Consider the following 24,747-nt stretch of genomic DNA (forward strand, 5'->3'; position numbering starts at 1 on the left):
GCTATGCGCTATATCTCGACCCGTGGACAATCCCCAGCCCTGTCATTCGAAGAGGCTATGCTGTCCGGTCTCGCACGGGACGGCGGCTTGTACGTACCCGAAAGCATCCCGCAGCTGAGCATCGATGACATACGGGCCATGCAGGGGCAAAGCTATGAAGAGGTGGCCTTTCGCGTGATGCGGCCTTTCGTGGGTGACGGATTCTCCGACGCGGTCTTTGCTGATTTGATTGCCAAGGCCTATGCCGGTTTCGGCCATGGCGCGCGCGCTCCACTGGTGCAACTGGCTCCCAACCATTTCCTGCTTGAGCTGTTCCATGGCCCGACGCTGGCGTTCAAGGATTTTGCCATGCAGCTGATTGGCCAGCTGTTTCAAGAGGCGCTAGAACGGCGCGGTGAACGTGTGACCATTGTCGGCGCCACCAGCGGAGACACGGGCAGCGCCGCGATTGAGGCCTTCAAGGGGCTCAAGAACGTCGATGTCTTTATTCTGTACCCCCATGGCCGCGTGTCCGAAGTACAACGCCGCCAGATGACGACCCCCCCCGAAGACAACGTGCATGCGCTGGCGCTAGACGGCAGCTTTGATGATTGTCAGGCGCGGCTGAAGGACATGTTCAATCATTTCGAGTTCCGCGACAGCGTGCGGCTGGCCGGTGTCAACAGCATCAACTGGGCGCGTGTTCTGGCACAGGTGGTATACTATTTCTCGTCGGCCGTTTCCTTGGGCGCACCGGATCGCGCCGTCAGCTTTACGGTTCCGACAGGCAACTTCGGCGACATCTTTGCCGGCTACATCGCCAAGCGCATGGGACTGCCCATCGACAGGCTGGTCATCGCAACCAACCAGAACGACATTCTGGATCGTTGCATGAAAACCGGGGCCTATCAGACCGGAACCGTCGAGCCGTCGATCAGCCCGTCCATGGACATTCAGGTCTCATCGAATTTCGAACGCGCCCTGTTTGACGCCTATGGGCGCGATGGCGGCGCGGTTGCGCAATTGATGGACGAGTTGAAACAAGGCGGTTTCAGTGTCAGCCAGGGTGCTCTGGAAGCGCTGCGGGAACATTTCGACAGCGGCCGGGTGTCAGAACAAGAGACACTGGACTGGATCACAAAGGCCAACACCAGCATGGGCGAATTGCTTTGCCCCCATTCGGCTATTGGCGTGGCCGTGGCCGAAGCGCAGCGCGCGGCGGATGTTCCCATGATCACTCTGGCCACTGCGCACCCTGCGAAATTCCCGGACGCGGTGGAAAAGGCCAGTGGCATTCGCCCGCCTCTTCCCAACCGCATGGCAGACCTATATGAGCGATCAGAACGGGTAACACGGGTCGACAACGATCTGGCCAGCCTCGAATCCCTCATTCAGGAGCGTATCAAAACGTGACTTCTCTATCGGCGCCCCCCATGCCTGCGCAGGCCACCACAGCGGTCCAGCTGACCACCCTGCCCAACGGCGTGCGCGTCGTCAGCGAAGCGATGCCCGGATTGCAATCCGCCTCACTCGGCGTTTGGGTTGCTGCAGGCGGACGCCATGAACGCGCTGAACAGAACGGCATTGCGCATTTTCTGGAGCATATGGCGTTCAAAGGCACAAAGACCCGCAGCGCGTTGCAGATCGCGGAAGCCATCGAAGACGTCGGCGGCTATATCAATGCCTACACCAGTCGCGAAGTCACGGCCTATTATGCGCGGGTCTTGCAGCCGGACACAGCGCTTGCGCTGGACGTCATTGGCGACATTCTTATGAACCCCGTCTTTGACGAGCGCGAAATCGAAGTCGAACGGCATGTGATCCTGCAAGAGATCGGTCAGGCCCTCGATACACCTGACGATGTGATCTTTGACTGGTTGCAGGAACAGGCCTATCCCGATCAGCCATTGGGCCGGACTATTCTGGGCGAGGCCGCCCGTGTCCAAGCCTATGGGCGTGATGACCTGTCCGGTTTCGTGACAGAGCACTATGGCCCTGAACAGCTGATCGTCTCGGCGGCAGGTGCTGTGGATCACGCGGCGCTGGTGGAACAGGCCCAATCCTTGTTCGGTCATCTTGCCCCCCGGCCCGGGCTTGCGGCGGCGACAGCACAGTTTGTTGGCGGCGAAGCGCGACGGGAAAAGACCCTTGAGCAGGCCCATGTGGCATTGGCCTTCGAGTCGCCGGGCTATCGGGACGCAGATTTTTACACGGCGCAGGTCTATGCGGGCGCTTTGGGCGGCGGGATGTCGTCGCGCCTGTTTCAGGAAATCCGCGAAAAGCGCGGTTTGTGCTACACCATCTTCGCGCAATGCGGCGCGTATGCGGACACCGGCATGACAACGATCTATGCTGGCACCTCGGGCCAAGAGGTCGGAGCCTTGCTGGAATTGACCGTGGACGAAATGAAACGGGCCGCATCCGATATGTCCATCGCCGAGCTGGACCGGGCCCGCGCCCAGATGAAAGCCGGATTGCTGATGGGGCTGGAAAGCCCGTCTTCCCGCGCCGAACGTATGGCGCGTATGATCCAGATCTGGGGCGAAGTCCCACCAATCACACGGACCGTCGAAAAGATTGACGCGGTCACGCTGGATGGTCTGCGCGACTATGCGGAAAAACAGGCGACACAGGCCAAGGCTGCTTTGGCGCTCTATGGCCCAATTGCGGGCGCGCCTGATCTTTCCCAGATCGAAGGACGCAGGGCGGCCTGATGCTGACATTGCGGCGCAAGTTACGGCTTGAAACCGAACGCCTGTCGTTGCGTCCGCCGTCGCACGCCGATTTCACACACTGGGCCACGCTGCGCCGCGAAAGCCGCGAGTTTCTGACACCGTGGGAGCCGACCTGGGCCGACGATCATCTTTCGAGGCGTGGCTTTACCAACCGGGTCTATTGGGCGGCCCGCTCGATCCATGCCGGTACGGCTGTTCCGCTGTTTCTGGTGCGGCGCGATGATGACAGCCTGATCGGGGCAATCACATTGGACAACATACGCCGTGGACCGGCGCAGGCCGGGACCCTAGGGTACTGGATTGGCGAACGCTATGCCCGGCGCGGCTATATGGCCGAAGCGATTGCGGCCATGGTGCATCATTCCTTTGAACGACTGCAGCTCAGCCGGATCGAGGCAGCGTGTCTTCCTGAAAACGTTGCATCGCGTGGTTTGTTAGAACAGACCGGTTTCAAATATGAAGGCGTGGCGCAAAGCTATCTGCAAATAAACGGTCGTTGGCGCACCCACGTTCTTTATGCAGCGCTGCGCACGGACCGACGTGGACGCACCAACGTCGGCTAGCGGTCGACGGCCCATTGCGCGTGCCTGCAATCTTAGCGCTCTGGGCAAAGGCGGGATTCGTGCTACCCTTTTCGAAGCATCGCAAAAGGAGCCCTGCCATGCTTCGCTGGATCTGCCTTGCCCTGATCTCGCTCACTCTTGCTGCGCCTGTTGAGGCGCAACAACAAGACCGACGCCCAAGCCATTGCATCGCGATCGCCGATCGCGCGCCCGGACTGCAGTATATACACAAGGCCAGTTGGAAAGACCCGGTGCCAGAGTTCTCGGTCCGGCTGCACTATATCGCGCATGCATCATTTCTATTGCAGACCGGCAGCGGCCTGAGCGCCGTGACCGATTACACCGGTTTTATCGGCAATACCCCGTTGATCCCGGATGTCGTTACAATGAACCATGCCCACGACACGCATTGGACGGCCTCGCCCGATCCAGCTATTCCGCATGTTCTGCCCGGCTGGGGAAAGGCCCACGGCGAAGGGATCGAGCACCATCTTGATCTGGGTGAGATGCTGGTGCGCAATGTGTCTACGGATATACGCAGCCAATGGGGCGGCACCGAAGAGCGCGGCAATTCCATCTTCATCTTCGAAGTCGAAGGTCTGTGCATCGGGCATCTGGGGCATCTGCATCATGAACCAAGCGACGCGCAATACGCAGCGATCGGACGTTTGGACGTCGTCATGGTTCCTGTTGATGGCGGCTACACCCTGCCCTTGCCCACCGTCGTGTCCATGCTCAACCGCATGAAAAGCTCGGTCATCATTCCGATGCACTGGTTTTCAGAGTACGGGCTTGGCGAATTCCTCAGCGACATCTCTGACAGTTTTGCCGTTGATGTTCGCGACAGTGCGTCAATCGAGATTTCCCTGCGTGATCTGCCAAAGCGCCCAACCGTGGTCGTTCTGAAGCCTCGGTGGCTGTCCGAACGCGACTAGGCGGCCGTCAAAGCCCCGCTTGGTCAAGATGACCGATTGCGGTATCAGCAAGAAAACAGTCCGGAGCAGACATGACACTCAACCCCGCTGATGATGCCTTTGCCGAAATGGTACAGGCCCGGTTTCCTGCGGACACACTGCGTCGCACCGAAGCGCGCCACCGCGAAGAACCACGCGGTCGCTGGACAGGCAACGCGGGCTGGCTGGCTTTGCCACGTAACACGGATGAAGCCGCAGAATTGGTGGCCCTTTGCGCCAAAGCGCGTGTTGGCCTGGTTCCTTATGGTGGCGGCACCGGGCTTGTTGGCGGACAAGTGTCGCAAGACGGCCCCGCCCCGTTGTTGATCGCAACAGATCGCATGACAAAAATCCGCGCTCTCTATCCCGAAGAGAATGTGGCCATCGTCGAAGCCGGAGCGATCCTTGCCGACGTGCAATCTGCGGCCCAAGAAGCTGACAGACTATTTGCTCTGTCACTCGCATCCGAAGGGTCTGCCCGCGTCGGCGGTCTGCTCAGCACCAATGCAGGCGGCGTCAATGTTCTGCGTTACGGGAACGCGCGTGACCAGGTGCTCGGGCTCGAGGCTGTTTTGCCGGATGGCACGATCTGGCATGGGCTGAAGCGGTTGCGCAAAGACAATACGGGCTATGATCTGCGCGGGTTGCTGATTGGTGCCGAAGGAACGCTCGGATTGATTACAGCCGCCGCGCTCAAGCTTCAGCCAAGACCGCACAGCAACGCAACAGCCCTGTTGATGGTGCCAAGCCCCAAGATCGCTCTGTCGCTGCTCGCCTTGGCGCGCGCCCAACTGGGAGAGAACATCAGCGCCTTTGAGCTGCTCCACCGAACCGGTTTTGATTTTCTGGCGGAAACCCTGCCCGAGATCCGCCAACCTTGGCAGTCACCCCCGGAATGGTGTGTCCTGATCGAACTGGGGCTTCCACGCGGGCTCGACCCGCAAGCCAGCCTTGAGTTGTTGTTCGAAGAGGCGGTATCAGCAGGCTTGGTCACGGACGGTCTCATCGCACAATCCCATCAGCAAGCGGCCGAATTCTGGGCGCTGCGCGAAAACTTCCCTCAGGCCAACCGAAAGATCGGGTCGGTTTCCAGCCACGATATCTCGCTGCCCCTCGGATGCATTCCGGATTTCATTGAAAAGGCAGGACCAGCGCTCGCACGGCTGGGCGAATGGCGGATCAACTGCTTTGGGCATCTTGGGGACGGCAATCTGCACTACAATGTCTTTCCGGTTCCCGGAAAATCTCGCGATGACCACGTTACCGAGCGTGAGCAGATCAAAACTCTGGTACACGATCTCGCCCATGAAATGGGAGGATCCGTAAGCGCCGAGCATGGGATTGGCCGGCTCAAGGTCGGAGATCTGCAGAAATATGGCGATCCCGCGAAACTGGCGGCTATGCGCGCCATTAAGCAAGCGCTGGATCCCGATGGGATCATGAACCCCGGTGCCGTATTGCCAGCGACGGGCTAAGACTATCCGTCAGTTCGACGCCAGTTTTGATGAAACACGAAAGACGCAACCATCTGACACCAGTTCCGGCGGTGTCATGCAAAGCCCCTTGGCAGTCTGGAATGCGGCCAGAACCTTGGGCACATAATCGCGGGTTTCAGCAAATGGCGGAACGCCCCCGTGTTTGGGGATCGAATTTTCGCCAGCATTGTAACCAGCCAGAACAAGAACCGGATCGCCCTCGAATTTCTCCATGAGAAAATCAAGAAAGGCGACCCCGCCTTTGATGTTCTGAACGGGGTCAAAGCTGTCTTTCACGCCAAAGCGTTCGGCGGTTGCCGGCATGAGCTGCATCAGCCCCTGCGCACCCGCGCCGCTGACCGCTGATTTCTTACCAGCCGATTCAACAGAGATAACGGCCAATGCCAGTGCCGGGGAAACGCGTGTTCCGACTGTCGCCAAAAGAATGTCGCGCCCATGCGCGGCAGCGATGTCCTGAAGAGACTGCAAACGCGGCGCGGCAACCGACTGTCCCTGTGGCCCCTTGTTCAGCGCCGAGAGCGCCGTAGACAAACGGCCCGGGCCCGAACTGGCCAGATCAGGCGAGACGGTCTGCCAATACCATGCGTATGTCCCGATATTCGTCGCGCCCTTTTTGGGCGCGGCTGCGGCAGCTGTTGCAGCTCGGGGCGCAGGCGCCGCTTTGGGCGGCGGGGCAACCGCTGGATTTGCGCGCGGCGCGATCTGAACGGTGATGCGTTTGCCGACACCCTTCTTGGGCACCTTGATCCTTTTGGCTGAAAAATCCTTGAAAGGCGCCGGTTCTTCGGCGCTTGCAGGACTCGCCAAGGCTGCGCAGCACGCAACCATCACAATTTTAATGAATCCCATGGGTTTGCTCGATCACTGCCTAGGGTTGTTTTTTTCCGATTTTCGCACAAACAGCGATTTATTACCAGTATCGTTGCCAAATCATGAACGAGACCGCCACAAATAGGCGCGGAAAACCCGTCTATTTCGAGAAATTAACCAATTTTTTCAATTATTTAATAATTAAATCAGTGACTTGCGAAGTTCATTCATTTGCCCTGCATAAACGCCAAAATCAAACCATTCGTGTCACACTCTTGCCTCAAACCGAAGTCTATAACTCCCCATACCGCAACGACGCCGGGCTTGTGAGAGAGGACCCGGGGCAACGACGAGGCGGTGAACGTGAGCAAAAACCTATCTACGGAGAGAAACCATGATGAACTTCCTGAACACATTCCGCAAGGACGAAGACGGCGCCGTAACTGTTGACTGGGTCGTCCTGACCGCAGCTGTTGTTGGCCTGGCGATCGCCGCTTACTCGACCATCGAGACAAACGCCAGCACTCTGATCACCGCAGCCGGTGGCGCAGTGGCAGCAGAAAACGACTTCTAAGTTTTCCGCGGCGAAATCGCCGCACGGGTCGGCGCGCTCGGCGCGCCGGCATTCCCCAAGCTGGGGCATACAAAACATACCCCAATTGGGGCTATCTGGAGAGATACAATGATGAACTTCCTGAACACATTCCGCAAAGACGAAGACGGCGCCGTAACTGTTGACTGGGTCGTCCTGACCGCAGCTGTTGTTGGCCTGGCGATCGCCGCGTACTCGACCATCGAGACAAACGCCAGCACTCTGATCACCGCAGCCGGTGGTGCAGTGGCAGCAGAAAACGACTTCTAAGTCTTTCTCGCGCAAGCTTTCGTCCCGAGCCGTTTTGTTGGCTCGGGATCACCCAACCAAGAGCAGGAAAGGGTTCGAAAATGTTACGCTTCTTGAAAGCTTTTCGCGAAGATCAGTCAGGTGCAGTCACAGTTGACTGGGTTGTTATCACAGCCGCAGTTGTTGGAATGTCCGCGATCTCGTTCTTTGTGATTGAAGACAACTCCAATGCACTGATGTCATCTGCCGGTGGCGCGATCGCAGCGGAAAACGATTTCTGATCTAACAGAAACGGTCCCATGACTACGCGAGAAAGGCTGGCCCAGAAGGGAACAGCCTTTTTTTTATTTTTAGGGTCCGGTTCCGCACGTTCCAGTTAGAATCCTAATTCTTGGAAGCACCGCGGAAACGGCACGTTTTGGCCACAATACGTCGATAAACCCTGAACAATCGCCCGCATTTCGCGGGTTTGCACCATGAACCTAGAGGTGACTAATGCGACTTGTATTTGGACTTGTCTTGATTGCTGGGCTCGGCTTGGCCGGTTTTGCAGTCTACATGGCGCAAAACTACATCGGCGCCTATGAAAACGCGCTGGCCGTGGAACGCGAAAAGGCAACCAAAGCCGTCGATACAACTTCGATCTACGTAACCACACGGGCAATCGCTTATGGTGAAGAGATCCTGGAAGAAGATGTGCAGCTGGCACCATGGCCCAAAGAGATTTTGCCAGATGGCCACTTTGGTGAAGAGAACCCTGTCTTCGTTGCCGGTGACCGTCCGCGCGTGGCTGTTCGCCCGATGGAAAAATTCGAGGCCTTTCTCGATGTAAAGGTCAGTGAGCCGGGTGGCGACGCCGGAATCACATCCAGACTTAAGCGCGGTGAGCGCGCCTTTGCCATTAAAGTTGACGTAGCCACAGGTGTTTCGGGCTTCCTCCGCCCCGGCGACCGGGTTGACGTATACTGGACAGGCCGGATACCGGGCAACGATCCCAATCTGCCCGAAGGTGATGTGACCAAGCTGATCGAAACCGGTGTACGTCTCGTTGCGATTGACCAGATGGCCAACGCCGACAACGTGGACGCAACCATTGCCCGCACCGTCACCGTTGCAGCGACGCCCCAGCAGGTCGCCGGTCTGGCCCAAGCGCAGAGCACAGGACGGTTGTCCCTGTCTTTGATGTCCTTCAACGACGATACGGTGGCCGAAGTCATCGAAGTGGACCAGCGGTCGCTGCTCGGAATTGAACGTCAGGAGCAGAAAGTGGAACGCAAACTCGAAGTCTGCACCACCCGCATCAACAAAGGCGGTGAGCGGATCGAAGTTCCAATCCCCTGCACGAACTAACACAAAAGCAAAGAGATACGGCAGGGCGTCCCGCGGGGCGCCCTGTTTGTGTTTCCGTGACGTAAAAGCCTCTGTTGCGGGTTATCCACATAAATCCCAATCCAGAAGTCATTGATTCTTGCATAAAAACCAAAGTTGACGCATGGTTTGACGAAATGCAGGCGCTAGACCTGTACAACGAGGCGTGATCGAGAGGCAGGTCACATGAAAATTGACAGATTTTTGAAGGCGGCCCTGCTTGGGCTGACCATGGCTGCTGTTCCTGCAGCACATCACGCACAGGCAGAAACTCTGCGCGTGGTTCGAACAGGAACGGAATCGGTGCTCAGTGTGCCGATGAACCGAGCGGTCGTGGTGGAAAGCGAGAAACCTTTCGCAGAGCTGAGCATCGCCAACCCGGCGATCGCAGATATCTCTTCGTTGTCGGATCGCACGATCTATGTTCTGGGCAAAGCGCCCGGCACAACAACGCTGACCATCCTGGATGCTGCGGGGCAGCTCATTACAAACGTGGATGTGCGTGTCGCGGCAGACGTGACCGAATTCAAAGAGCGGCTGCGCCAGATCCTTCCCGACGAAGCGATTGAAGTGCGTACAGCCAATGATGGCATCGTTCTTTCCGGCACAGTATCCAGCACGATGCGCATGCAGCGGGCTCTGGATCTTGCCGAACGCTACGCGCCAGAGCGCGTTTCGAACCTGATGAGCGTCGGCGGCATTCAGCAGGTCATGCTCAAGGTTCGGTTTGCAGAAATGTCCCGGTCCGTCGCAAAAACACTGCGCGCCTCGGTCGGCACAGGCGGATCTGTTCTGGGCGGCGACCTCGGTCTGGAAATCGGCACAGGCAACGCGGCCCCATTGGCCGACGTTGATACGATTGTCGGAAAACTGAACCCGCAGTCTGGATCAAACGCATCGCAAGGTGCTGTTTTGTTTGGCTTTAATGCAGGCGGCCTCGAAGTAGGCATTCTGCTTGAAGCACTGGAACAAAAAGGCGTAGTTCGAACACTCGCCGAGCCAAATCTGGTGTCCTTGTCTGGTCAGGAAGCGAAATTCCTCGCGGGTGGCGAATTCCCGATCCCAGTTGCACAGCAGGGCGGAACGATTTCCATCGAATACAAACCATTCGGTGTTGAATTGAACTTCATCCCGCGCGTGGTTGATGGCGATCTGATCAATCTTGAGCTGGAAGCTGCGGTATCGGCGCTTGATTTCGACAATACGTTCGAATTCGAAACGATCACCGTACCGGCCTTCCGCCGCCGCGAAGCACAAACCACCGTGGAAATGCGGGACGGTGAAAGCTTTGCCATTGCCGGGCTTCTTCAGGATGACTTCCGTGACCTGAATGGTCAGGTGCCATGGCTGGGCGACATTCCGGTTCTGGGCGCTCTGTTCCGAAGCGCGGAATACACACGCGAGCAATCTGAACTGGTTGTCATCGTCACGCCGCACCTGGTTACACCAACCAAGGGTGAGGCACTGGCGCTTCCAACCGATCGGGTCCGCCCGCCCACCGAAAAAGACCTGTTCCTGTTCGGCCGCGTCGCACAAGACGGCCGCGCCCCTAAAAAGGGTGCCGCTGGCGAAGTGGCTAAGCAGGATTTCAACGGCTCCTACGGCTATGTGATGGATTGAGGATCATGAAGCAGAAACACTATAAAATCAACGTGTTGGCATCGATCGCCTGTACAGGTGTTCTGCTTGCGGGCTGCACGAATTCAAACTCTGCGTCGATCAACAACCAGTTTTTCCACGAAGCGGGCGCGCTGGTCGACGGGGGTGACTTTGGTCACGCCACAATGAACAACACGCAGTATCAGAACGGCGAAAAGCAGTTCACCTATGACATGGCTCAGCGCTTTGCGTCCGAAGTCATGACAACCGTGAACTTTGCCTTCAACAGCGCGGCGCTGGATGCCGGCGCGCGTGATACACTGCGTGAGCAAGCCAACTTTATCCGCCAGTTCCCGGAAATCACATTCCGCGTCTACGGTCACACCGACAAAGTCGGCAGCAACGGCTACAACAAGGCCCTTGGTCTTCGTCGTGCGAAAGCGGTCGTAAACTACCTTGTGTCACAGGGTGTTGAGCGTTCACGCCTCGAAGCGCTGGTTTCTTTCGGAGAAACGCAGCCTCTGATCGTGACCGAAGGCAAAGAACGCCGCAATCGTCGCACAGTGACCGAAGTTTCGGGTCTTGTGGCCGGGCACCCTGCTCTGTTGGACGGCAAATACGCAGAAGTGATTTATCGCGAATACGTGCGCTCTGCACAGCCCGCTACGGTTCTGACCGGCATCAAGGGCAGCGACTTCATCACCACAGAATAATGTGAAAAGACCCGGGCGCTGATCGGCAACCTGCGCCCGGACCGTCTAGAAAAACCGTACAATTTCGGTTTTTTGGCCCAAATGTTGCCGCCTTTCCCATTCAAAGTCGCTTTCAGAGGATCAATGCGCCCGCAAAAAAGGGCGCGGGTGGTCCGGACACGGGTGGGTAAATTGTTTCAAAGCCATACCACGGTCCGGTGCCGCAAGAGCAAAGGACGTAAGGCGAATGACCAGCACTGCACCGACGCAAGACGATCTTGCACCGATCGTTGCCTGCACAATCAGCAGGGACGTGCAGGAATTCGATCTGCTGATCGAGGATATGGAGCTTATCCTTGGTGAGCATTGGGGGGATCTGGGTTTTGAAGAAGCCCTTCCTTTCATGAACCAGCCAGAAGCATCGCAGCTTGAGTTTGTCGCGATGGCGATCGATTCACAGGACGAGCCGGAAATTGCCCGGCTCGGAACGATCATCACGGGCGCCAAGGAAAAAGGCATCAAGGTGATCTTGATTGCCGAAGATGTCACGCCCGCCGCGCTGCACCAGTTGCTGCGTACCGGCGCGGACGAATTCGTGCCCTACCCTCTGCCCGAAGGTGAACTGGCCGCCGCAGTTGAGCGACTGCGGATGCCAGAGCCCGTAGCGGCACCCGAGGCTGCCGAAACCGTACGCCTGCGCGGCGATGGCGATGGTGTTCTCATTGCAGTTCAAGGACTTGCCGGCGGTGCTGGATCAAGCACGATTGCCGTGAACCTGGCCTACGAATTGGCGACGGCCAACAAAGAAAAGAACCCACGGGTTTGCCTGATGGACTTTGGCCTGCAGTTTGGGTCGGTTGCGACATACCTGGATTTGCCGCGCCGCGAAGCCGTCATGGAACTGCTGTCAGACGTCGACTCGATGGATGGTGAAAGTTTCGCCCAGGCTTTGGTCAGTTTTGAAGACAAGATGCAGGTCTTGACGTCGCCAGCCGACGTTTTGCCATTGGATATGCTGGGCGCTGGCGAAGTTGAAAAACTGCTGGACGTTGCCCGCGAGCATTTTGACTACGTGATCGTTGATATGCCCGGAACACTGGTGCAGTGGACCGAAACCGTATTGAACGAAGCGCAGGTCTACTTTGCAGTCATCGGGCTGGACATGCGCTCGGCTCAAAACACACTGCGCCTCAAGCGGGCGTTGCAAGCCGAAGATCTACCCTTCGAAAAGCTGCGTTTCGTTCTGAACCGCGCACCGAAATTCACTGACTTGCAGGGCAAGAGCCGCGTCAAGCGTATGGCCGAAAGCCTTGGAATCTCTATCGACATCCAGTTCCCAGACGGGGGTAAGATCGTGGATCAGGCCTGTGATCATGGTCTGCCTTTGGCAAGCCACGCAGCCAAGAATCCGCTTCGCAAAGAAATTGTAAAATTGGCCGAAACGCTGAACAGCATCGGCGGCGCCGATGAAGAAGCGGCCTGAGACGGGGTAATCCATGTTTTCGCGTTACAAGAAACCTGCCGAAACGGCACCCAAGCCGGCACCGCAGCCCGCGGCGCAAGCTCCGGCAAAAGCCCCGGCAAATGCAATGGCGGCCGCAGCGGGCGATTTGGCTGCAGCAGTCAACAAGCCAAAGCCAGCCATGCGCAAACCCGCGCCCAAGGTTGCCGCAAAGTCCGCGCCCGCGGACAAAGAGAAAAAGCGCAAGGAGCGTCTGGGCGAGATCAAGCTCGAACTGCACCGCGCCCTCCTGGAAAACCTGAACCTAGCTGCGATCGACCAGGCTTCAGAGTCGGAACTGCGCGAAGAAATCAATGCTGTTGCCGCTGAAGCGCTGCAGGAACGCGGCATTGTTCTGAACCGTGAAGAACGCCGTGTCCTGAATTCCGAACTTTACGATGAAGTCAAAGGGCTCGGTCCGCTTGAGACCTTGCTCAAGGACGAAACGATTTCTGATATTCTGGTTAATGGACCGCATCAGATCTTTATCGAACAGAATGGTAAGCTGTCTGTTTCGGACGTGACCTTCAAAGATGAAAAGCACCTGATGCGGATCATCGACAAGATCGTTTCGGCCGTTGGCCGCCGCGTCGATGAATCCAACCCTTATGTTGACGCCCGTTTGCAAGACGGCTCGCGTTTCAACGCGATGGTCCCACCCGTTGCCATCGATGGCAGCCTTGTTTCCATTCGTAAGTTCAAAAAGGACAAGCTGGGCATCGAGGATCTGGTCAAGTTCGGTGCCTTCACCGAAGAAATGGCCGTCTACCTGCAAGCCGCCGTTGCGACACGTCTGAATGTGATCGTTTCTGGCGGTACAGGCTCAGGTAAAACAACTACGCTCAACGCGCTTTCGTCCTTTATCGACGACGCAGAACGTATCCTGACAATTGAGGATACCGCGGAACTTCAGTTGCAGCAGACCCACGTGGGCCGAATGGAAAGCCGTCCGCCCAACGTGGAAGGCAAAGGTGCCGTTACTCCACGCGACTGTTTGAAAAACGCCCTTCGTATGCGTCCGGACCGGATCATCGTCGGCGAAACGCGTGGCGAAGAAGTCATCGATATGTTGCAGGCCATGAACACCGGTCACGACGGATCGATGACCACGATCCACGCCAACAGCGCCCGCGACGGCGTGAGCCGTTTGGAAAACATGATCGCGATGGCTGGCATCGAAATGCCACTCAAAGCGATGCGGTCCCAGATTTCTTCGGCTGTGAACCTGATCGTTCAGGCTTCGCGTCTGCAGGACGGCTCGCGCCGGATGACCTCGATCACCGAGATCACAGGGATGGAAGGCGAAGTGATTTCCATGCAGGAAATCTTCCGCTTTCAGCGTGTCGGCCTGACGCCAGACAACAAGATCATCGGCCACTTCACTGCCACCGGTGTGCGCAGCCACTTTTCGGAACGGTTCCGGATGTGGGGCTATGACATTCCGCCATCAATCTACGAACCCTTCAGACCGGAGTAAGTCCAGTGACCGCAACACCGATCATTTACGGTATGATCTTCATCGGCGTCCTGATCCTGGTCGAAGGGGTCTATCTGGTCGCCTTTGGCAAATCGATCAGCCTGAACAACAAGGTAAATCGCCGCCTTGAGATGCTCGACAAGGGCTCTCATCGCGAAGAGGTTCTCGCCAAGCTCCGCAAGGAGATGGACCAGCACATGAAATCGCGGTCTCTTCCGCTGTATTCCGTGCTGGCAGACAAAGCCCAAAAGGCCGCGATCGCCTTTACACCTCAACAGTTGATCATGCTGATGGGGGCCGTCAGCGTCTTTTCCTTCTTTGGGCTTTCCATCGGAACCGAGGCAAGCCTTCCTGTTCGGTTGCTCATGGGAACCATGATGGGCGTTGGCGGTGTGTATATGTGGGTGAACCACAAGGCCAAGAAACGTCTGAGCATGGTCGAAGAACAGCTGCCTGACGCGGTTGAACTGATGGTTCGTTCGCTGCGGGTCGGACACCCCTTCAGTTCGGCGATCTCGATCGTTTCCAAGGAAATTCAGGACCCTCTGGCCACCGAATTCGGCATCATCGCAGATGAATCGACCTACGGTCGTGACGTCGGTGAAGCGCTAAAGCACATGGCCGAGCGCCTCGATATGCAGGATTTGCGCTTCCTTGCCGTTGCCGTGGCCATTCAGCAGCAGGCTGGTGGTAACCTTGCCGAGATCCTCGAAGGTCTGGCCAAGGTGATCCGTGCCCGCTTCCGCCTGTTCCGCCGTGTCAAGGCGATCACAGCCGAAGCACAGTGGTCCGGTAAATTCCTGTCCGGCTTCCCGGTCGGCGCACTGATTTTCATTCAGGTGGCCAAGCCCGACTACTACGACGAGGTGCTGGATCACCCGTGGTTTATTCCGGCCTGCTTTATCGTGGGTATCATGCTGACGCTGAACATCTTTGTGATGCGCGCTCTGGTTAACATCAAGGTGTAAGGACCTTTCCAATGTTTGACAGTCTTAACACCATGATCATCGATATGCTGGGCCCCGCGGGTCCACTTATCGTCGTCGCCGGTCTCGCCGCACTTCTCATCATTGCGACTATTCCAATGATGCTGACCTCCAAGCCTGACCCGTTGGACAAACTAAAGAAAACGGGTCAACAGCGGCTGGACGCCGAAACGCGCGCCGTTTTGCGTGACAAGCGCAAGAACGAAAAGCTGAACAAATACGCCCAGTTCCTTGAACCGCAGGATGAAAAAGAACTTTCATCGATCCGGATGAAGCTGCTGCAGGCGGGTTATCGGACCAAGGATGCGGTACAGCTCTATTACTTCGCGCAATTTGCGCTGGGTCTTGGCCTGCTGGGCGTTGGCGTTCTGTATTTCTTCATTTTTGTCGATGGCGCCACAGCGACCATGCAGCAAAAACTGATGTATATCCTCGGCCCTGGTGCCGCAGGCTACATGGCGCCAAAATACTGGATCAACAAGCGCGTCGAAAAACGCAAAGAAGAGATCCAGTCCGGTTTCCCTGACGCGCTCGACATGATGCTGGTGTGCGTCGAAGCCGGTCAGTCCATGGATCAGTCCATCGTCCGCGTTTCCAAGGAACTTCAGGCGTCCTACCCGGCACTGGCCGATGAATTTGAAATCATCAGCCACGAAATGAAAGCCGGTAAGGACAAAACGCAGGTTCTGCAAGACATGTCGGAACGTTGCGGCGTGCAGGATGTGTCGTCCTTTGTGACGGTTTTGAACCAGGCACAAACCTTTGGTACATCAATTTCCGACGCTTTGCGGGTCTATGCCTCTGAAATGCGTGACAAAAGAGTCATGCGTGCAGAAGAAAAAGCAAACCAGTTGCCGACAAAGATGACGCTTACGACTATGATGCTGACAGTGCCGCCGCTGCTGATCATCTTGGTCGGACCTTCCGCGGTGGGCATCACGGAAATGGGCAATATCGGAAACTGACCATGCGCTTGTCCCTCGTGGGATGCATGACAATCACATTGCTAATGGCCGCCTGTTCTTCGGGCGGCCCTTCGGCTTTTGGTGATCGCCCTCTTGGTGGCGGACTGTTCGGCGGCGGCGTCAAGAAAGACGCCGTTTATGCCCCTGGTCTGGATCCACGCGGAGAAGCAGTTGATGGTCTGGAAGTGGGTCATCGCCTGATGGAAGCCGGTCAACACGAGCTGGCTCTCGAAGCATTCACCCGCGCGGCAGGCAAACGCGGGCTGACAGCCGAGGTGCTGGTCGCATTGGGGTCGGCAAACCTTGCCTTGGGTCGCCTGAACCAATCCGAAAAACTGCTGCGTCGGTCCGTAAAAGAAGAACCGGATTGGCCCGAAGGTTGGAACAATCTGGGTGTTGTGCTGATTGAACGCGGCAAAACCGCGGAAGCGGCCGAAATGTTCCGGCGCGCTTATGCACTGGATGATGGCCAAAGTGACTCAATTCGGGACAATTTGCGCTTGGCGCTCGCAAAACAAGAAAATTCCTTGTATGGTGTTGAACTAGAGCAAGAATACAAACTGGTGCGTCGTGGACGGGGGTCATTCCTCATCCGGCCGACATCAGGATAGAGGCAGAGCAGTAAAAGGACGCAGAAACATGCGCCACCCCATCACACTATCCCTCTGCATTGCAGGGGCGTTCATTCTTTCCGCGTGCGAAAAAGGTATCGACAAAGAAGCAGTCGATCGCGAATTCGCCGGGGTCAATGTTGTTGATGAAACCAACCTGAACGAAGTGATGCTGACCGTTGGAGACCCCAACGAAGCCGTCAATTACTTTCAGCGCGCAACGCAAGAAGACCCTGACCGCATCGATCTGATGCGTGGGCTGTCGCTTTCGCTCGTGCGCGCCAAGCGCCACGATGAAGCCAAGCGTGCCTGGGCAAAAGTGGTGGAACATAAGGACAGCGGAAACGAAGATCGCGTCCAGCTGGCAGACGCCCTGATCCGATCAAACGATTGGGAAGCCGCCGAAAAAGTGCTGAATGCCATCCCGCCGACCCATGAAACCTACAAGCGGTACCGCCTCGAAGCGATGATCGCAGACGGAAACAAGGACTGGAAGAAAGCCGACGCTTTCTATGAAACAGCCGCCGGCCTGACCACGCAGCCTGCTTCGGTTCTGAACAACTGGGGCTACTCCAAACTGACCCGAGGCGACTATGCAGGCGCGGAGCGCATGTTCCACGACGCTATTCGCCACGACCGGAACCTGTTCACGGCCAAGAACAATCTGATCCTCGCACGTGGTGCACAGGGCAACTACACTATGCCCGTGATCCCAATGAGCCAGATCGAGCGCGCGGAACTGTTGCACTCACTTGGACTGGCGGCGATCAAACGCGGCGACATCGAAATCGGCAAGGGCCTGTTGCGGGACGCAATCGAAACGCATCCTCAGCACTTTGAGGCCGCGGCTCGCAGCCTCTCGGCGCTGGAATCCACCGTAACCCGCACGAACTGAGGCGCGGTGTGCTGATATCATCAAGCGCGGCGCTCTGGTTTGCGCCGTTCGTCCTACCCATCTGTTTTTACGTCTGTTTTACCGACATGCGCGGATTGAAGATCTACAACTACACGGTTGTGGTTCTTTTTCTGGTGTTTGCACTGGTTGGATTGATCGCCCTGCCCCTCGACGCATACATGTGGCGATACATGCATCTCGTTGTGGTGCTGGTGGCGGGGATTGCGCTGAATGCAGGCGGCGCGATGGGCGCAGGCGATGCCAAGTTCGCCGCCGCAGCGGCTCCCTTCATTCATGTGGGGGACTTGCGGTTCCTGCTCGCACTCTTCGCGGCAAATTTGCTGGCGGCCTTTGTGACCCATCGCATCGGAAAACTGTCGCCACTGCGCAGGTTGGCACCAGATTGGCACAGCTGGCAGAGCGGCAAGCGTTTTCCAATGGGATTAGCGCTGGGTGGCACGTTGGCCATCTATCTGATTATGGGTATCTTTTTCGGAAGATAACGCAGCAACACCCCCCTGCCCCGAAGCTTTCCCGCTGTGGCCAACAAAGCGCCACAAAACAAGTTCATTCTGCTTGAAACGATCCAGCAATCAGGCAGAGCAGGATGAACATGCAAACCAGCGCCGTCATGGCGCCCCCTTCGCCAAAGACCATGGAAGACGTGGGGCTTTCCCCGGTCATGATGCGCGACATTGTTCTCAAAACGATGTTCCGCAAGAACACCAACAAGATCACACATCTTGCCAAGGCGATCGCGCTGCCCATGCCCATTACGCAGGAACTGGTCGACATGGCCCGTTCGCAGGGTTTGTTGGAAGCAATGGGCACCTTGGGGGCAGCGGGCGAAGTCAGCTCTGAAATGCCCTACCAGTTGACAGATGCAGGCAAGGCCCGCGCTCTGGATGCTTTGGCCCAGTCCGAATATTTTGGCCACATGCCGGTTCCGCTGGACTCCTACCGCGAACAGGTCAAGCGCCAGTCGATCCGCAACATTCAGATCACCCGCGACCAGCTGACCAACGCAATGGGCCACCTGATCCTGCCGGACAGCCTGATCGGCAACCTTGGCCCAGCAGTCGGCTCTGGCCGATCGATCCTGATGTATGGCCCACCCGGAAACGGTAAGTCATCAATTTCCAACGGCATTCGCGACGCGATGGGCGACAAGATCTTTGTCCCACGCGCCATCGAGTATTCGGGACAGGTCATCACGGTTTATGACCCAATCGTTCACAGCTCGGCCGAAGAAGACGATCACAACCCCACACAGCTTCGGCGCACGGCGCGCTTTGACAGCCGTTATGTCCTGTGCCAGCGTCCAACCGTTATCACAGGCGGTGAACTCAGCCTTGATATGCTGGATCTGGTTTACAACCCGACGGCCCGAACCTATCAAGCCCCGCTTCAGCTGAAATCCACGGGCGGGATTTTTATCGTCGACGACCTTGGCCGTCAGGCAGAACCGCCGCAAAAACTGGTCAACCGCTGGATTGTTCCACTGGAAGAATCCAAGGATATTCTGTCCCTCCAGTCCGGTGAAAAATTCGAAGTCCCCTTCGATACGCTCGTTATCTTTTCAACAAACTTTCACCCGAACGAGATTTTTGACCAAGCGGCCCTACGCCGGATCTTTTTCAAGATCAAAATCGACGGTCCAAGCCAAGAAGACTTCCTCAAGATCTTTGCGCTGGTTGCCAGGAAGAAGAAAATGCAACTGGACGAATCCGGTTTGGTTCACTTGCTCAAGAACAAGTACCCAACCATCAAGAACATCTACGCAAACTATCAGCCTGTGTTCTTGATCGACCAAATGATTGCGGTGTGCGATTTTGAGGGTCTTCCCTACAAGATGACGCCAGAACTGGTCGACCGGGCTTGGGCAAACATGTTCGTCAAAGACGAAAAGATCGTGAAATAGGGACACGCCAAAACGCGGAGCACTGTTTCCGTTTTGCGAACAATGCGCCCAATTTTGCAAAACCCTCCTGGCGATTTGCGCCAAATTTGCGTAAATACCTGCATGAGAAGCGACGATTTGCGATAATACCTGAAATTTTGCAGTTCAATTGGCCGGGCCTGCGCTTCAGTCTACAATTTTGTCGCCCACAAGCCTTCGACTGCCATATAACGGTCCAGCACATCGCTAAGTGTTGAAATCCCCCGTCAAATCCTGCGTAGAAACGCAAGTTGCCTGCCCAAAAGGCGGAACAAGTTTTCCCAAAACGCAGGCTTGGTTTACCGGACGCCACATGCAGAGAAATACACGGGGTTTTGGCCCGAATTTCCGCTTGACGATGCCGGGCCGGTGCCTTACCCACCGGCTCCACAGAGTGGCGCGGTAGCTCAGTTGGTTAGAGCGAACGACTCATAATCGTTAGGTCGGGAGTTCAAGTCTCCCCCACGCCACCATTTTTCCCCAAAACGACGCGGAATTTGGTCTGCTCCACCGGAGCGCATCGCATCAAACGATTCCGCCCTTGATCAGACGATCTGCCAATTGCGCATAGGCCTCAGCCATTGGGCTATCTCCGAGGGCAATCGGCTGACCGCCATCACCACCCAAACGGGTGTCCAGATCAATCGGCAACTGCGCAAGCAACGGCACACCCAATTTGGCGGCCTCTGCGGCCACACCGCCGTGACCAAAAATATGACTGTCCTCACCGCAATGCGGACATGTGAATACAGCCATGTTCTCAATCAGACCCAATACGCGGGTTTCAAGCGTCGCAAAGGCATCCAGCGCCTTGCGCGCATCGAGCAATGCAACGTCTTGCGGTGTCGATACGACAATCGCACCAGCCACCTCGCTCTTTTGACACAGCGAGAGCTGAACATCGCCCGTGCCCGGCGGCAGATCCACTACAAGCACGTCCAGATTGCCCCAATCCACCTGCATCAACATCTGCTGCAAAGCGCCCATCAGCATGGGCCCCCGCCATACAACAGCTTTGTCTTCGGCCAGCATTGATCCGATGGACATGACCGTGACGCCATGGGCCTTGAGAGGAATGATCGTCTTGCCGTCAGGACTGGCAGGCTTGTCGGTCAGTCCGAACATTCGCGGCTGGCTGGGTCCATGAATATCTGCATCCAGCAATCCGACGGATTTACCCGCCCGGGCCAAAGCCACAGCAAGATTGCTGGACACAGTCGATTTGCCAACCCCACCCTTGCCAGAGCCAACGGCCAGAATTGTTTTGACCCCCGCGGGCTTCATCACGCCCTCCTGAGGTTTGGCATGGCCGCCGAATTTTAACTTGGGCGGCGCGGCTGCGGGGCCATGCGCTGTCAAGACGGCCGAAACTGCTGCAACGCCGGGAACCTGTCCCACTGCCGCTTCTGCAGCGCGACGCAACGGTTCCATCTGACCTGCGATTTCGGGGCTGGGCGCTTCGATGACAAACCGGACCGAGTCGCCTTCGATGGTCAACGCTCGAATCATATCACGGGAAATGAGGTCTCCGCCGTCTGGCAAGACCAATCGGGACAAAGCCTCTTTTACAGCTGCTGTTTTGTCTGACATGCGTGATCTCCCATCAACCTGCCGCTTTACGTGGCGTGACTAGGCCGGGGGGGCAAGAGCAGATAACGAGAAAGGCGTTCAATTGTGCAAAATGCTTCTAAATCAAGCTTCTGCGCCATGCATTTTCTGCATAGCAGCATTACCCAGCTAACCATTGTGCAGCTGCAGCATTTACCCCATCTTTGTCTCAACGAAACGCAAAACCTCAACGAGGTAGAGAACAATGGCTTACACAAGCAACGCAAATGTATCGCTGCAATCCGCACTGGCTGCCCGCTTTGAAGAGTGGCGCATGGATCTGCGCGCCCGCCTCGCACGTCGCCGTGTCTACAAACAAACCTTTGGTGAGCTGTCGGCACTCAGCAACCGCGAACTGGCTGATCTGGGCCTGAACCGCACCGAGATCCGCCGCATCGCCTATCAGGCTGCGTACGAACTCTAAGATTTTTCGGATCGGTCTCTCCTCCTCCCTGACCGGTTCGAAACAAGAGGTGGCGCTCCTCCCTTAGCCACCTCTCAAATTCGGAGCTTCGGCTCCAACGTGAAAGGCCCTCTCCTCCTCCCTGGGCCCGACACATCAGCGGCGGCGCTTCTCCTCCTCCCTAGCGTCGCCGCAGGAATTCAGATCAGGGCCCCTCTCCTCCTCCCTGGGGTGCCTGTAACTTCGAACGGCGACACTCTCCTCCCAGAGTGTCGCCGTTTTTTTATCGCGCGTTTGACAACCACCAATCGCGCCCATGTTTCCAAGCAATGAACCCTTTCCATTCTCGGCCTCTGCCGCTATCTCAAGCGGCCAAGAAACACACGGGATTGATGGCCATGGCACTGGACAAAAGCTTTGACGCAAAAACGGCGGAACCCAAGCTGACAAAGGCTTGGCTGGATGTCGGTGCCTTCCGTGCAGGGGCCAATAAATCGCGTGACGAAAGCTTTACCATCATGATCCCGCCGCCCAACGTGACGGGTGCGCTGCACGTGGGCCATGCCTTTAACAACACCTTGCAGGATATCTTGATCCGCTGGCACCGGATGCGCGGGTTTGACACCCTGTGGCAGCCCGGACAGGACCATGCGGGCATCGCGACCCAGTTGCAGGTGGAAAAGATGCTGGCCAACACCGGCCAGCCCGGTCGCCGCGATCTGGGCCGCGAAAAATTCCTTGAAAAAGTCTGGGAATGGAAGGGCGAATACGGCGGCACCATCATCAATCAGCTGCAACGGCTGGGTTGCTCATGCGATTGGGACCGCAACGCCTTTACCATGGCTGGCGCGCCCGGTGATCCCCGGACCGGGCACGAAAATTCGCCCAACTTCCACGATGCGGTGATCAAGGTTTTCGTCGACATGTACGAAAAGGGCCTGATCTATCGCGGCAAGCGGCTGGTCAACTGGGACCCCCATTTCGAAACCGCGATTTCCGATCTGGAGGTCGAGAACATCGAAGTGGCCGGCCACATGTGGCACTTCAAGTACCCGCTCGCGGGCGGTGTGACATACACCTACGTCGAGAAGGACGAGGATGGAAATGTCGTGCTGCAAGAAGAGCGCGACTACATTTCAATCGCGACGACGCGCCCCGAAACCATGCTGGGCGACGGTGCGGTTGCCGTGCATGTGGACGATGAGCGCTACGCGCCAATCGTTGGAAAACTCTGTGAAATTCCGGTTGGACCCAAAGAGCACCGGCGCCTGATCCCGATCATCACCGATCCTTACCCGGATCCGGACTTTGGGTCGGGCGCGGTCAAGATCACCGGCGCGCATGACTTCAACGACTACGAAGTGGCCAAGCGCGGCGGCATTCCGATGTACCGCCTGATGGACACGCGCGGCGCGATGCGTGCCGATGGCGCGCCCTACGCGGAGGCGGCGGCGATTGCCATGGCCGTGGCCAACGGCGAACGCACATTGACTGAGGCCGAAGCCGACGCGATCAACCTCGTTCCTGATCACCTGCGCCGTCTGGACCGGTTCGAAGCACGCGAAGCCGTGGTGCGCGAGATCACCGAGGACGGTCTGGCAGTCATGACCACCTCGGACGACCCGCGCCTTGGCCCCAAGCCCAAGCTGAAAAAAGGCGAAGAAGAGCCGCCCGTGACCGAGGTCGCGCTGGTCGAGGCCAAACCGATCATGCAGCCCTTTGGCGACCGCTCGAAGGTCGTGATCGAACCAATGCTGACGGACCAATGGTTCGTCGACGCCGAAAAGGTTGTCGGACCCGCGCTGGATGTTGTGCGTTCGGGCGAGATCAAGATCATGCCCGAGAGCGGCGAAAAAACCTATTACCACTGGCTGGAAAACATCGAGCCATGGTGCATCTCGCGCCAGCTTTGGTGGGGGCACCAGATCCCGGTTTGGTTTGACGAAGCGGGGAATGAATACTGTGCGCCGTCCGAGGAAGAAGCACAGGCAAAGGCGGGTGCCGGGGTCAAACTGACCCGGGACCCCGACGTGCTCGACACATGGTTTTCTTCCGGCCTCTGGCCCTTTGGCACGCTGGGCTGGCCCGAGGACACCGAGGAACTCAAACGCTTCTACCCCGGTGATGTGCTGATCACCGGCTTTGACATTCTGTTCTTCTGGGTCGCCCGGATGATCATGATGTCGACGGCGGTGAACGACAAGATCCCCTTCCACACCGTCTACCTGCACCAGCTCGTCCGCGACGAGAAGGGCAAGAAGATGTCCAAGACCACCGGCAACGTCATCGACCCGCTTGAAATCGTTGAGGAATACGGCGCCGACGCACTGCGTTTTACCAATGCGTCCATGGCTTCGATCGGGGGCGTTCTGAAACTGTCCAAAGATCGCATCGCAGGCTATCGGAACTTTGGCACCAAACTGTGGAACGCCTGCCGGTTTGCCGAAATGAACGATGCCATTGGCTCGGACGGCAGCCTGCCAACGCCAGAGGCGACGCTGAACCGCTGGATCATTGGAGAGACCGCAAAAGTTCGCGAAAGCGTGGACAAGGCGCTGGAAGAATATCGCTTTAACGACGCGGCCAGCGCGCTCTATGCCTTTGTCTGGGGCAAGGTCTGTGACTGGTACGTAGAATTCTCCAAGCCGCTTTTCAGCAGCGAAGACAAGGCCTTGGCCGATGAAACCCGCCAGACCATGGCCTGGGTCATCGATCAATGTCTGTTGATGCTGCACCCCTTCATGCCCTTCATCACCGAAGAGCTGTGGGGCGCATTGGCACAGCGGCCCAAAATGCTGGTGCACGGCGATTGGCCAGCTTATTCCGCCGCCGATTTGGTCGACGAAGAAGCAGCTGCCGAGATCGACTGGGTTATTGGCGTGATCGAAGGCGTTCGCTCGGCCCGTGCGCAGATGCACGTCCCCGCCGGACTATATGTGCCGTTGTTGGCCACAGGTTTTGGCGATCGTGACCGCGGTATGTGGGCACGCGGAGAGACACTGATCAAGCGGCTGGCCCGGATTGAAAGCCTTGAGGAAGTCACGGATTTCCCCAAAGGCTGCGTGACCGTTCCCGCGGGCGGAGCAACCTTTGGAATGCCTTTGGCAGACATCATCGATGTCGCCGAGGAAAAGGCGCGTTTGGAAAAGACGCTGGGCAAGCTGGCCAAGGAATTGGGCGGATTGCGCGGGCGTTTGAACAACCCCAAGTTTGCAGCCTCTGCGCCCGAAGAAGTGGTCGAGGAAGCCAAGGCCAACCTTGCCGCACGCGAGGAAGAAGAGCGCCAGATCAAGGACGCGCTCGCGCGTTTGGCCGAGATTGGCTAA

Annotated in this window: 24 protein-coding genes and 1 tRNA gene; 23 read left to right on the top strand and 2 right to left on the bottom strand. The window is 57.2% G+C overall.

What is annotated here, in order from left to right; genetic code table 11:
- Positions 1-3 precede the first annotated feature (3 nt).
- The 5 genes from thrC (at position 4) to PFY00_RS12185 (ending at position 5,705) form a co-directional block, all read left to right on the top strand.
- Positions 4-1,392: a threonine synthase gene (thrC, locus tag PFY00_RS12165; protein ID WP_271432823.1), complete on the top strand. Its 1,389-nt coding sequence runs from the start codon at positions 4-6 to the stop codon at positions 1,390-1,392.
- 20 nt (positions 1,393-1,412) lie between these two features.
- Positions 1,413-2,693: a M16 family metallopeptidase gene (locus tag PFY00_RS12170; protein WP_271432955.1), complete on the top strand. Its 1,281-nt coding sequence runs from the start codon at positions 1,413-1,415 to the stop codon at positions 2,691-2,693.
- The gene (locus PFY00_RS12175) at positions 2,693-3,277 is read left to right on the top strand and encodes a GNAT family N-acetyltransferase (protein ID WP_271432824.1); all 585 of its coding nucleotides are present in this window, start codon (positions 2,693-2,695) and stop codon (positions 3,275-3,277) included. Before PFY00_RS12170 ends, PFY00_RS12175 begins: the two co-directional genes overlap by 1 nt.
- Positions 3,278-3,375: 98 nt before the next feature.
- Complete coding sequence (locus PFY00_RS12180; RefSeq protein WP_271432825.1) at positions 3,376-4,212, top strand: MBL fold metallo-hydrolase; 837 nt, start codon at positions 3,376-3,378, stop codon at positions 4,210-4,212.
- A gap of 71 nt (positions 4,213-4,283) precedes the next feature.
- On the top strand, positions 4,284-5,705 hold the full coding sequence (locus PFY00_RS12185; protein ID WP_271432826.1) for an FAD-binding oxidoreductase: 1,422 nt from the start codon (positions 4,284-4,286) through the stop codon (positions 5,703-5,705).
- Positions 5,706-5,714: 9 nt separating this feature from the next.
- Here PFY00_RS12185 and PFY00_RS12190 read toward each other — a convergent pair whose 3' ends face one another.
- Positions 5,715-6,554 carry a lytic transglycosylase domain-containing protein gene (locus PFY00_RS12190; RefSeq protein WP_271432956.1) on the bottom strand — a complete coding sequence of 280 codons (840 nt, stop codon included), beginning with the start codon at positions 6,552-6,554 and terminating at the stop codon, positions 5,715-5,717.
- Between PFY00_RS12190 and PFY00_RS12195 the strand changes: the two genes are divergently transcribed.
- The 16 genes from PFY00_RS12195 (at position 6,460) to PFY00_RS12270 (ending at position 19,883) form a co-directional block, all read left to right on the top strand.
- Positions 6,460-6,681: a hypothetical protein gene (locus tag PFY00_RS12195; protein WP_271432960.1), complete on the top strand. Its 222-nt coding sequence runs from the start codon at positions 6,460-6,462 to the stop codon at positions 6,679-6,681. The two genes, PFY00_RS12190 and PFY00_RS12195, sit on opposite strands and share 95 nt — an antisense overlap.
- Positions 6,682-6,930: 249 nt before the next feature.
- Positions 6,931-7,110, top strand: a complete 180-nt coding sequence (locus tag PFY00_RS12200) for a Flp family type IVb pilin (RefSeq protein WP_271432827.1) — start codon at positions 6,931-6,933, stop codon at positions 7,108-7,110.
- 108 nt (positions 7,111-7,218) lie between these two features.
- Complete coding sequence (locus PFY00_RS12205; RefSeq protein WP_271432827.1) at positions 7,219-7,398, top strand: Flp family type IVb pilin; 180 nt, start codon at positions 7,219-7,221, stop codon at positions 7,396-7,398.
- An 80-nt stretch (positions 7,399-7,478) separates the two neighbouring features.
- Positions 7,479-7,658, top strand: coding sequence for a hypothetical protein (locus tag PFY00_RS12210; protein ID WP_271432828.1), 180 nt, complete (start codon positions 7,479-7,481; stop codon positions 7,656-7,658).
- Between the two features lie 214 nt (positions 7,659-7,872).
- Entirely contained in the window at positions 7,873-8,727 is an 855-nt protein-coding gene (cpaB, locus tag PFY00_RS12215) for a Flp pilus assembly protein CpaB (protein WP_271432829.1), read from the top strand.
- A gap of 204 nt (positions 8,728-8,931) precedes the next feature.
- On the top strand, positions 8,932-10,365 hold the full coding sequence (locus PFY00_RS12220; protein ID WP_271432830.1) for a type II and III secretion system protein family protein: 1,434 nt from the start codon (positions 8,932-8,934) through the stop codon (positions 10,363-10,365).
- A gap of 5 nt (positions 10,366-10,370) precedes the next feature.
- A complete protein-coding gene (locus tag PFY00_RS12225; protein WP_271432831.1) occupies positions 10,371-11,057 on the top strand; it encodes an OmpA family protein in 687 nt (228 codons plus the stop codon).
- Between the two features lie 226 nt (positions 11,058-11,283).
- Positions 11,284-12,519, top strand: coding sequence for an AAA family ATPase (locus PFY00_RS12230; protein ID WP_271432832.1), 1,236 nt, complete (start codon positions 11,284-11,286; stop codon positions 12,517-12,519).
- Positions 12,520-12,532: 13 nt separating this feature from the next.
- Positions 12,533-14,014 carry a CpaF family protein gene (locus tag PFY00_RS12235; protein ID WP_271432833.1) on the top strand — a complete coding sequence of 494 codons (1,482 nt, stop codon included), beginning with the start codon at positions 12,533-12,535 and terminating at the stop codon, positions 14,012-14,014.
- A 5-nt stretch (positions 14,015-14,019) separates the two neighbouring features.
- Positions 14,020-14,982, top strand: coding sequence for a type II secretion system F family protein (locus PFY00_RS12240; RefSeq protein WP_271432834.1), 963 nt, complete (start codon positions 14,020-14,022; stop codon positions 14,980-14,982).
- Positions 14,983-14,993: 11 nt separating this feature from the next.
- Complete coding sequence (locus tag PFY00_RS12245) at positions 14,994-15,965, top strand: type II secretion system F family protein (protein WP_271432835.1); 972 nt, start codon at positions 14,994-14,996, stop codon at positions 15,963-15,965.
- A 26-nt stretch (positions 15,966-15,991) separates the two neighbouring features.
- A complete protein-coding gene (locus tag PFY00_RS12250; protein WP_271432836.1) occupies positions 15,992-16,576 on the top strand; it encodes a tetratricopeptide repeat protein in 585 nt (194 codons plus the stop codon).
- A 28-nt stretch (positions 16,577-16,604) separates the two neighbouring features.
- Positions 16,605-17,471, top strand: a complete 867-nt coding sequence (locus PFY00_RS12255) for a tetratricopeptide repeat protein (RefSeq protein ID WP_271432837.1) — start codon at positions 16,605-16,607, stop codon at positions 17,469-17,471.
- Positions 17,472-17,479: 8 nt separating this feature from the next.
- Positions 17,480-17,974, top strand: coding sequence for a prepilin peptidase (locus tag PFY00_RS12260; RefSeq protein WP_271432838.1), 495 nt, complete (start codon positions 17,480-17,482; stop codon positions 17,972-17,974).
- 104 nt (positions 17,975-18,078) lie between these two features.
- Positions 18,079-19,392 (top strand): ATPase, encoded by a 1,314-nt coding sequence (locus PFY00_RS12265; protein ID WP_271432839.1) that lies wholly within the window; start codon positions 18,079-18,081, stop codon positions 19,390-19,392.
- A gap of 414 nt (positions 19,393-19,806) precedes the next feature.
- Positions 19,807-19,883: transfer RNA gene (locus PFY00_RS12270), tRNA-Met, on the top strand.
- 52 nt (positions 19,884-19,935) lie between these two features.
- On the opposite strand, the gene PFY00_RS12275 is transcribed toward PFY00_RS12270, so the two are convergent.
- Positions 19,936-21,000 (bottom strand): Mrp/NBP35 family ATP-binding protein, encoded by a 1,065-nt coding sequence (locus tag PFY00_RS12275; protein ID WP_271432840.1) that lies wholly within the window; start codon positions 20,998-21,000, stop codon positions 19,936-19,938.
- Positions 21,001-21,223: 223 nt separating this feature from the next.
- Between PFY00_RS12275 and PFY00_RS12280 the strand changes: the two genes are divergently transcribed.
- Together PFY00_RS12280 and PFY00_RS12285 are read left to right on the top strand one after the other, a co-directional pair.
- Positions 21,224-21,442, top strand: a complete 219-nt coding sequence (locus PFY00_RS12280; protein ID WP_408648460.1) for a DUF1127 domain-containing protein — start codon at positions 21,224-21,226, stop codon at positions 21,440-21,442.
- Between the two features lie 377 nt (positions 21,443-21,819).
- Positions 21,820-24,747 carry a valine--tRNA ligase gene (locus tag PFY00_RS12285; protein WP_271432958.1) on the top strand — a complete coding sequence of 976 codons (2,928 nt, stop codon included), beginning with the start codon at positions 21,820-21,822 and terminating at the stop codon, positions 24,745-24,747.

Source organism: Thalassococcus lentus (genome assembly GCF_028023555.1).
GTDB classification, from domain to species: Bacteria; Pseudomonadota; Alphaproteobacteria; order Rhodobacterales; family Rhodobacteraceae; genus Thalassococcus_A; species Thalassococcus_A lentus.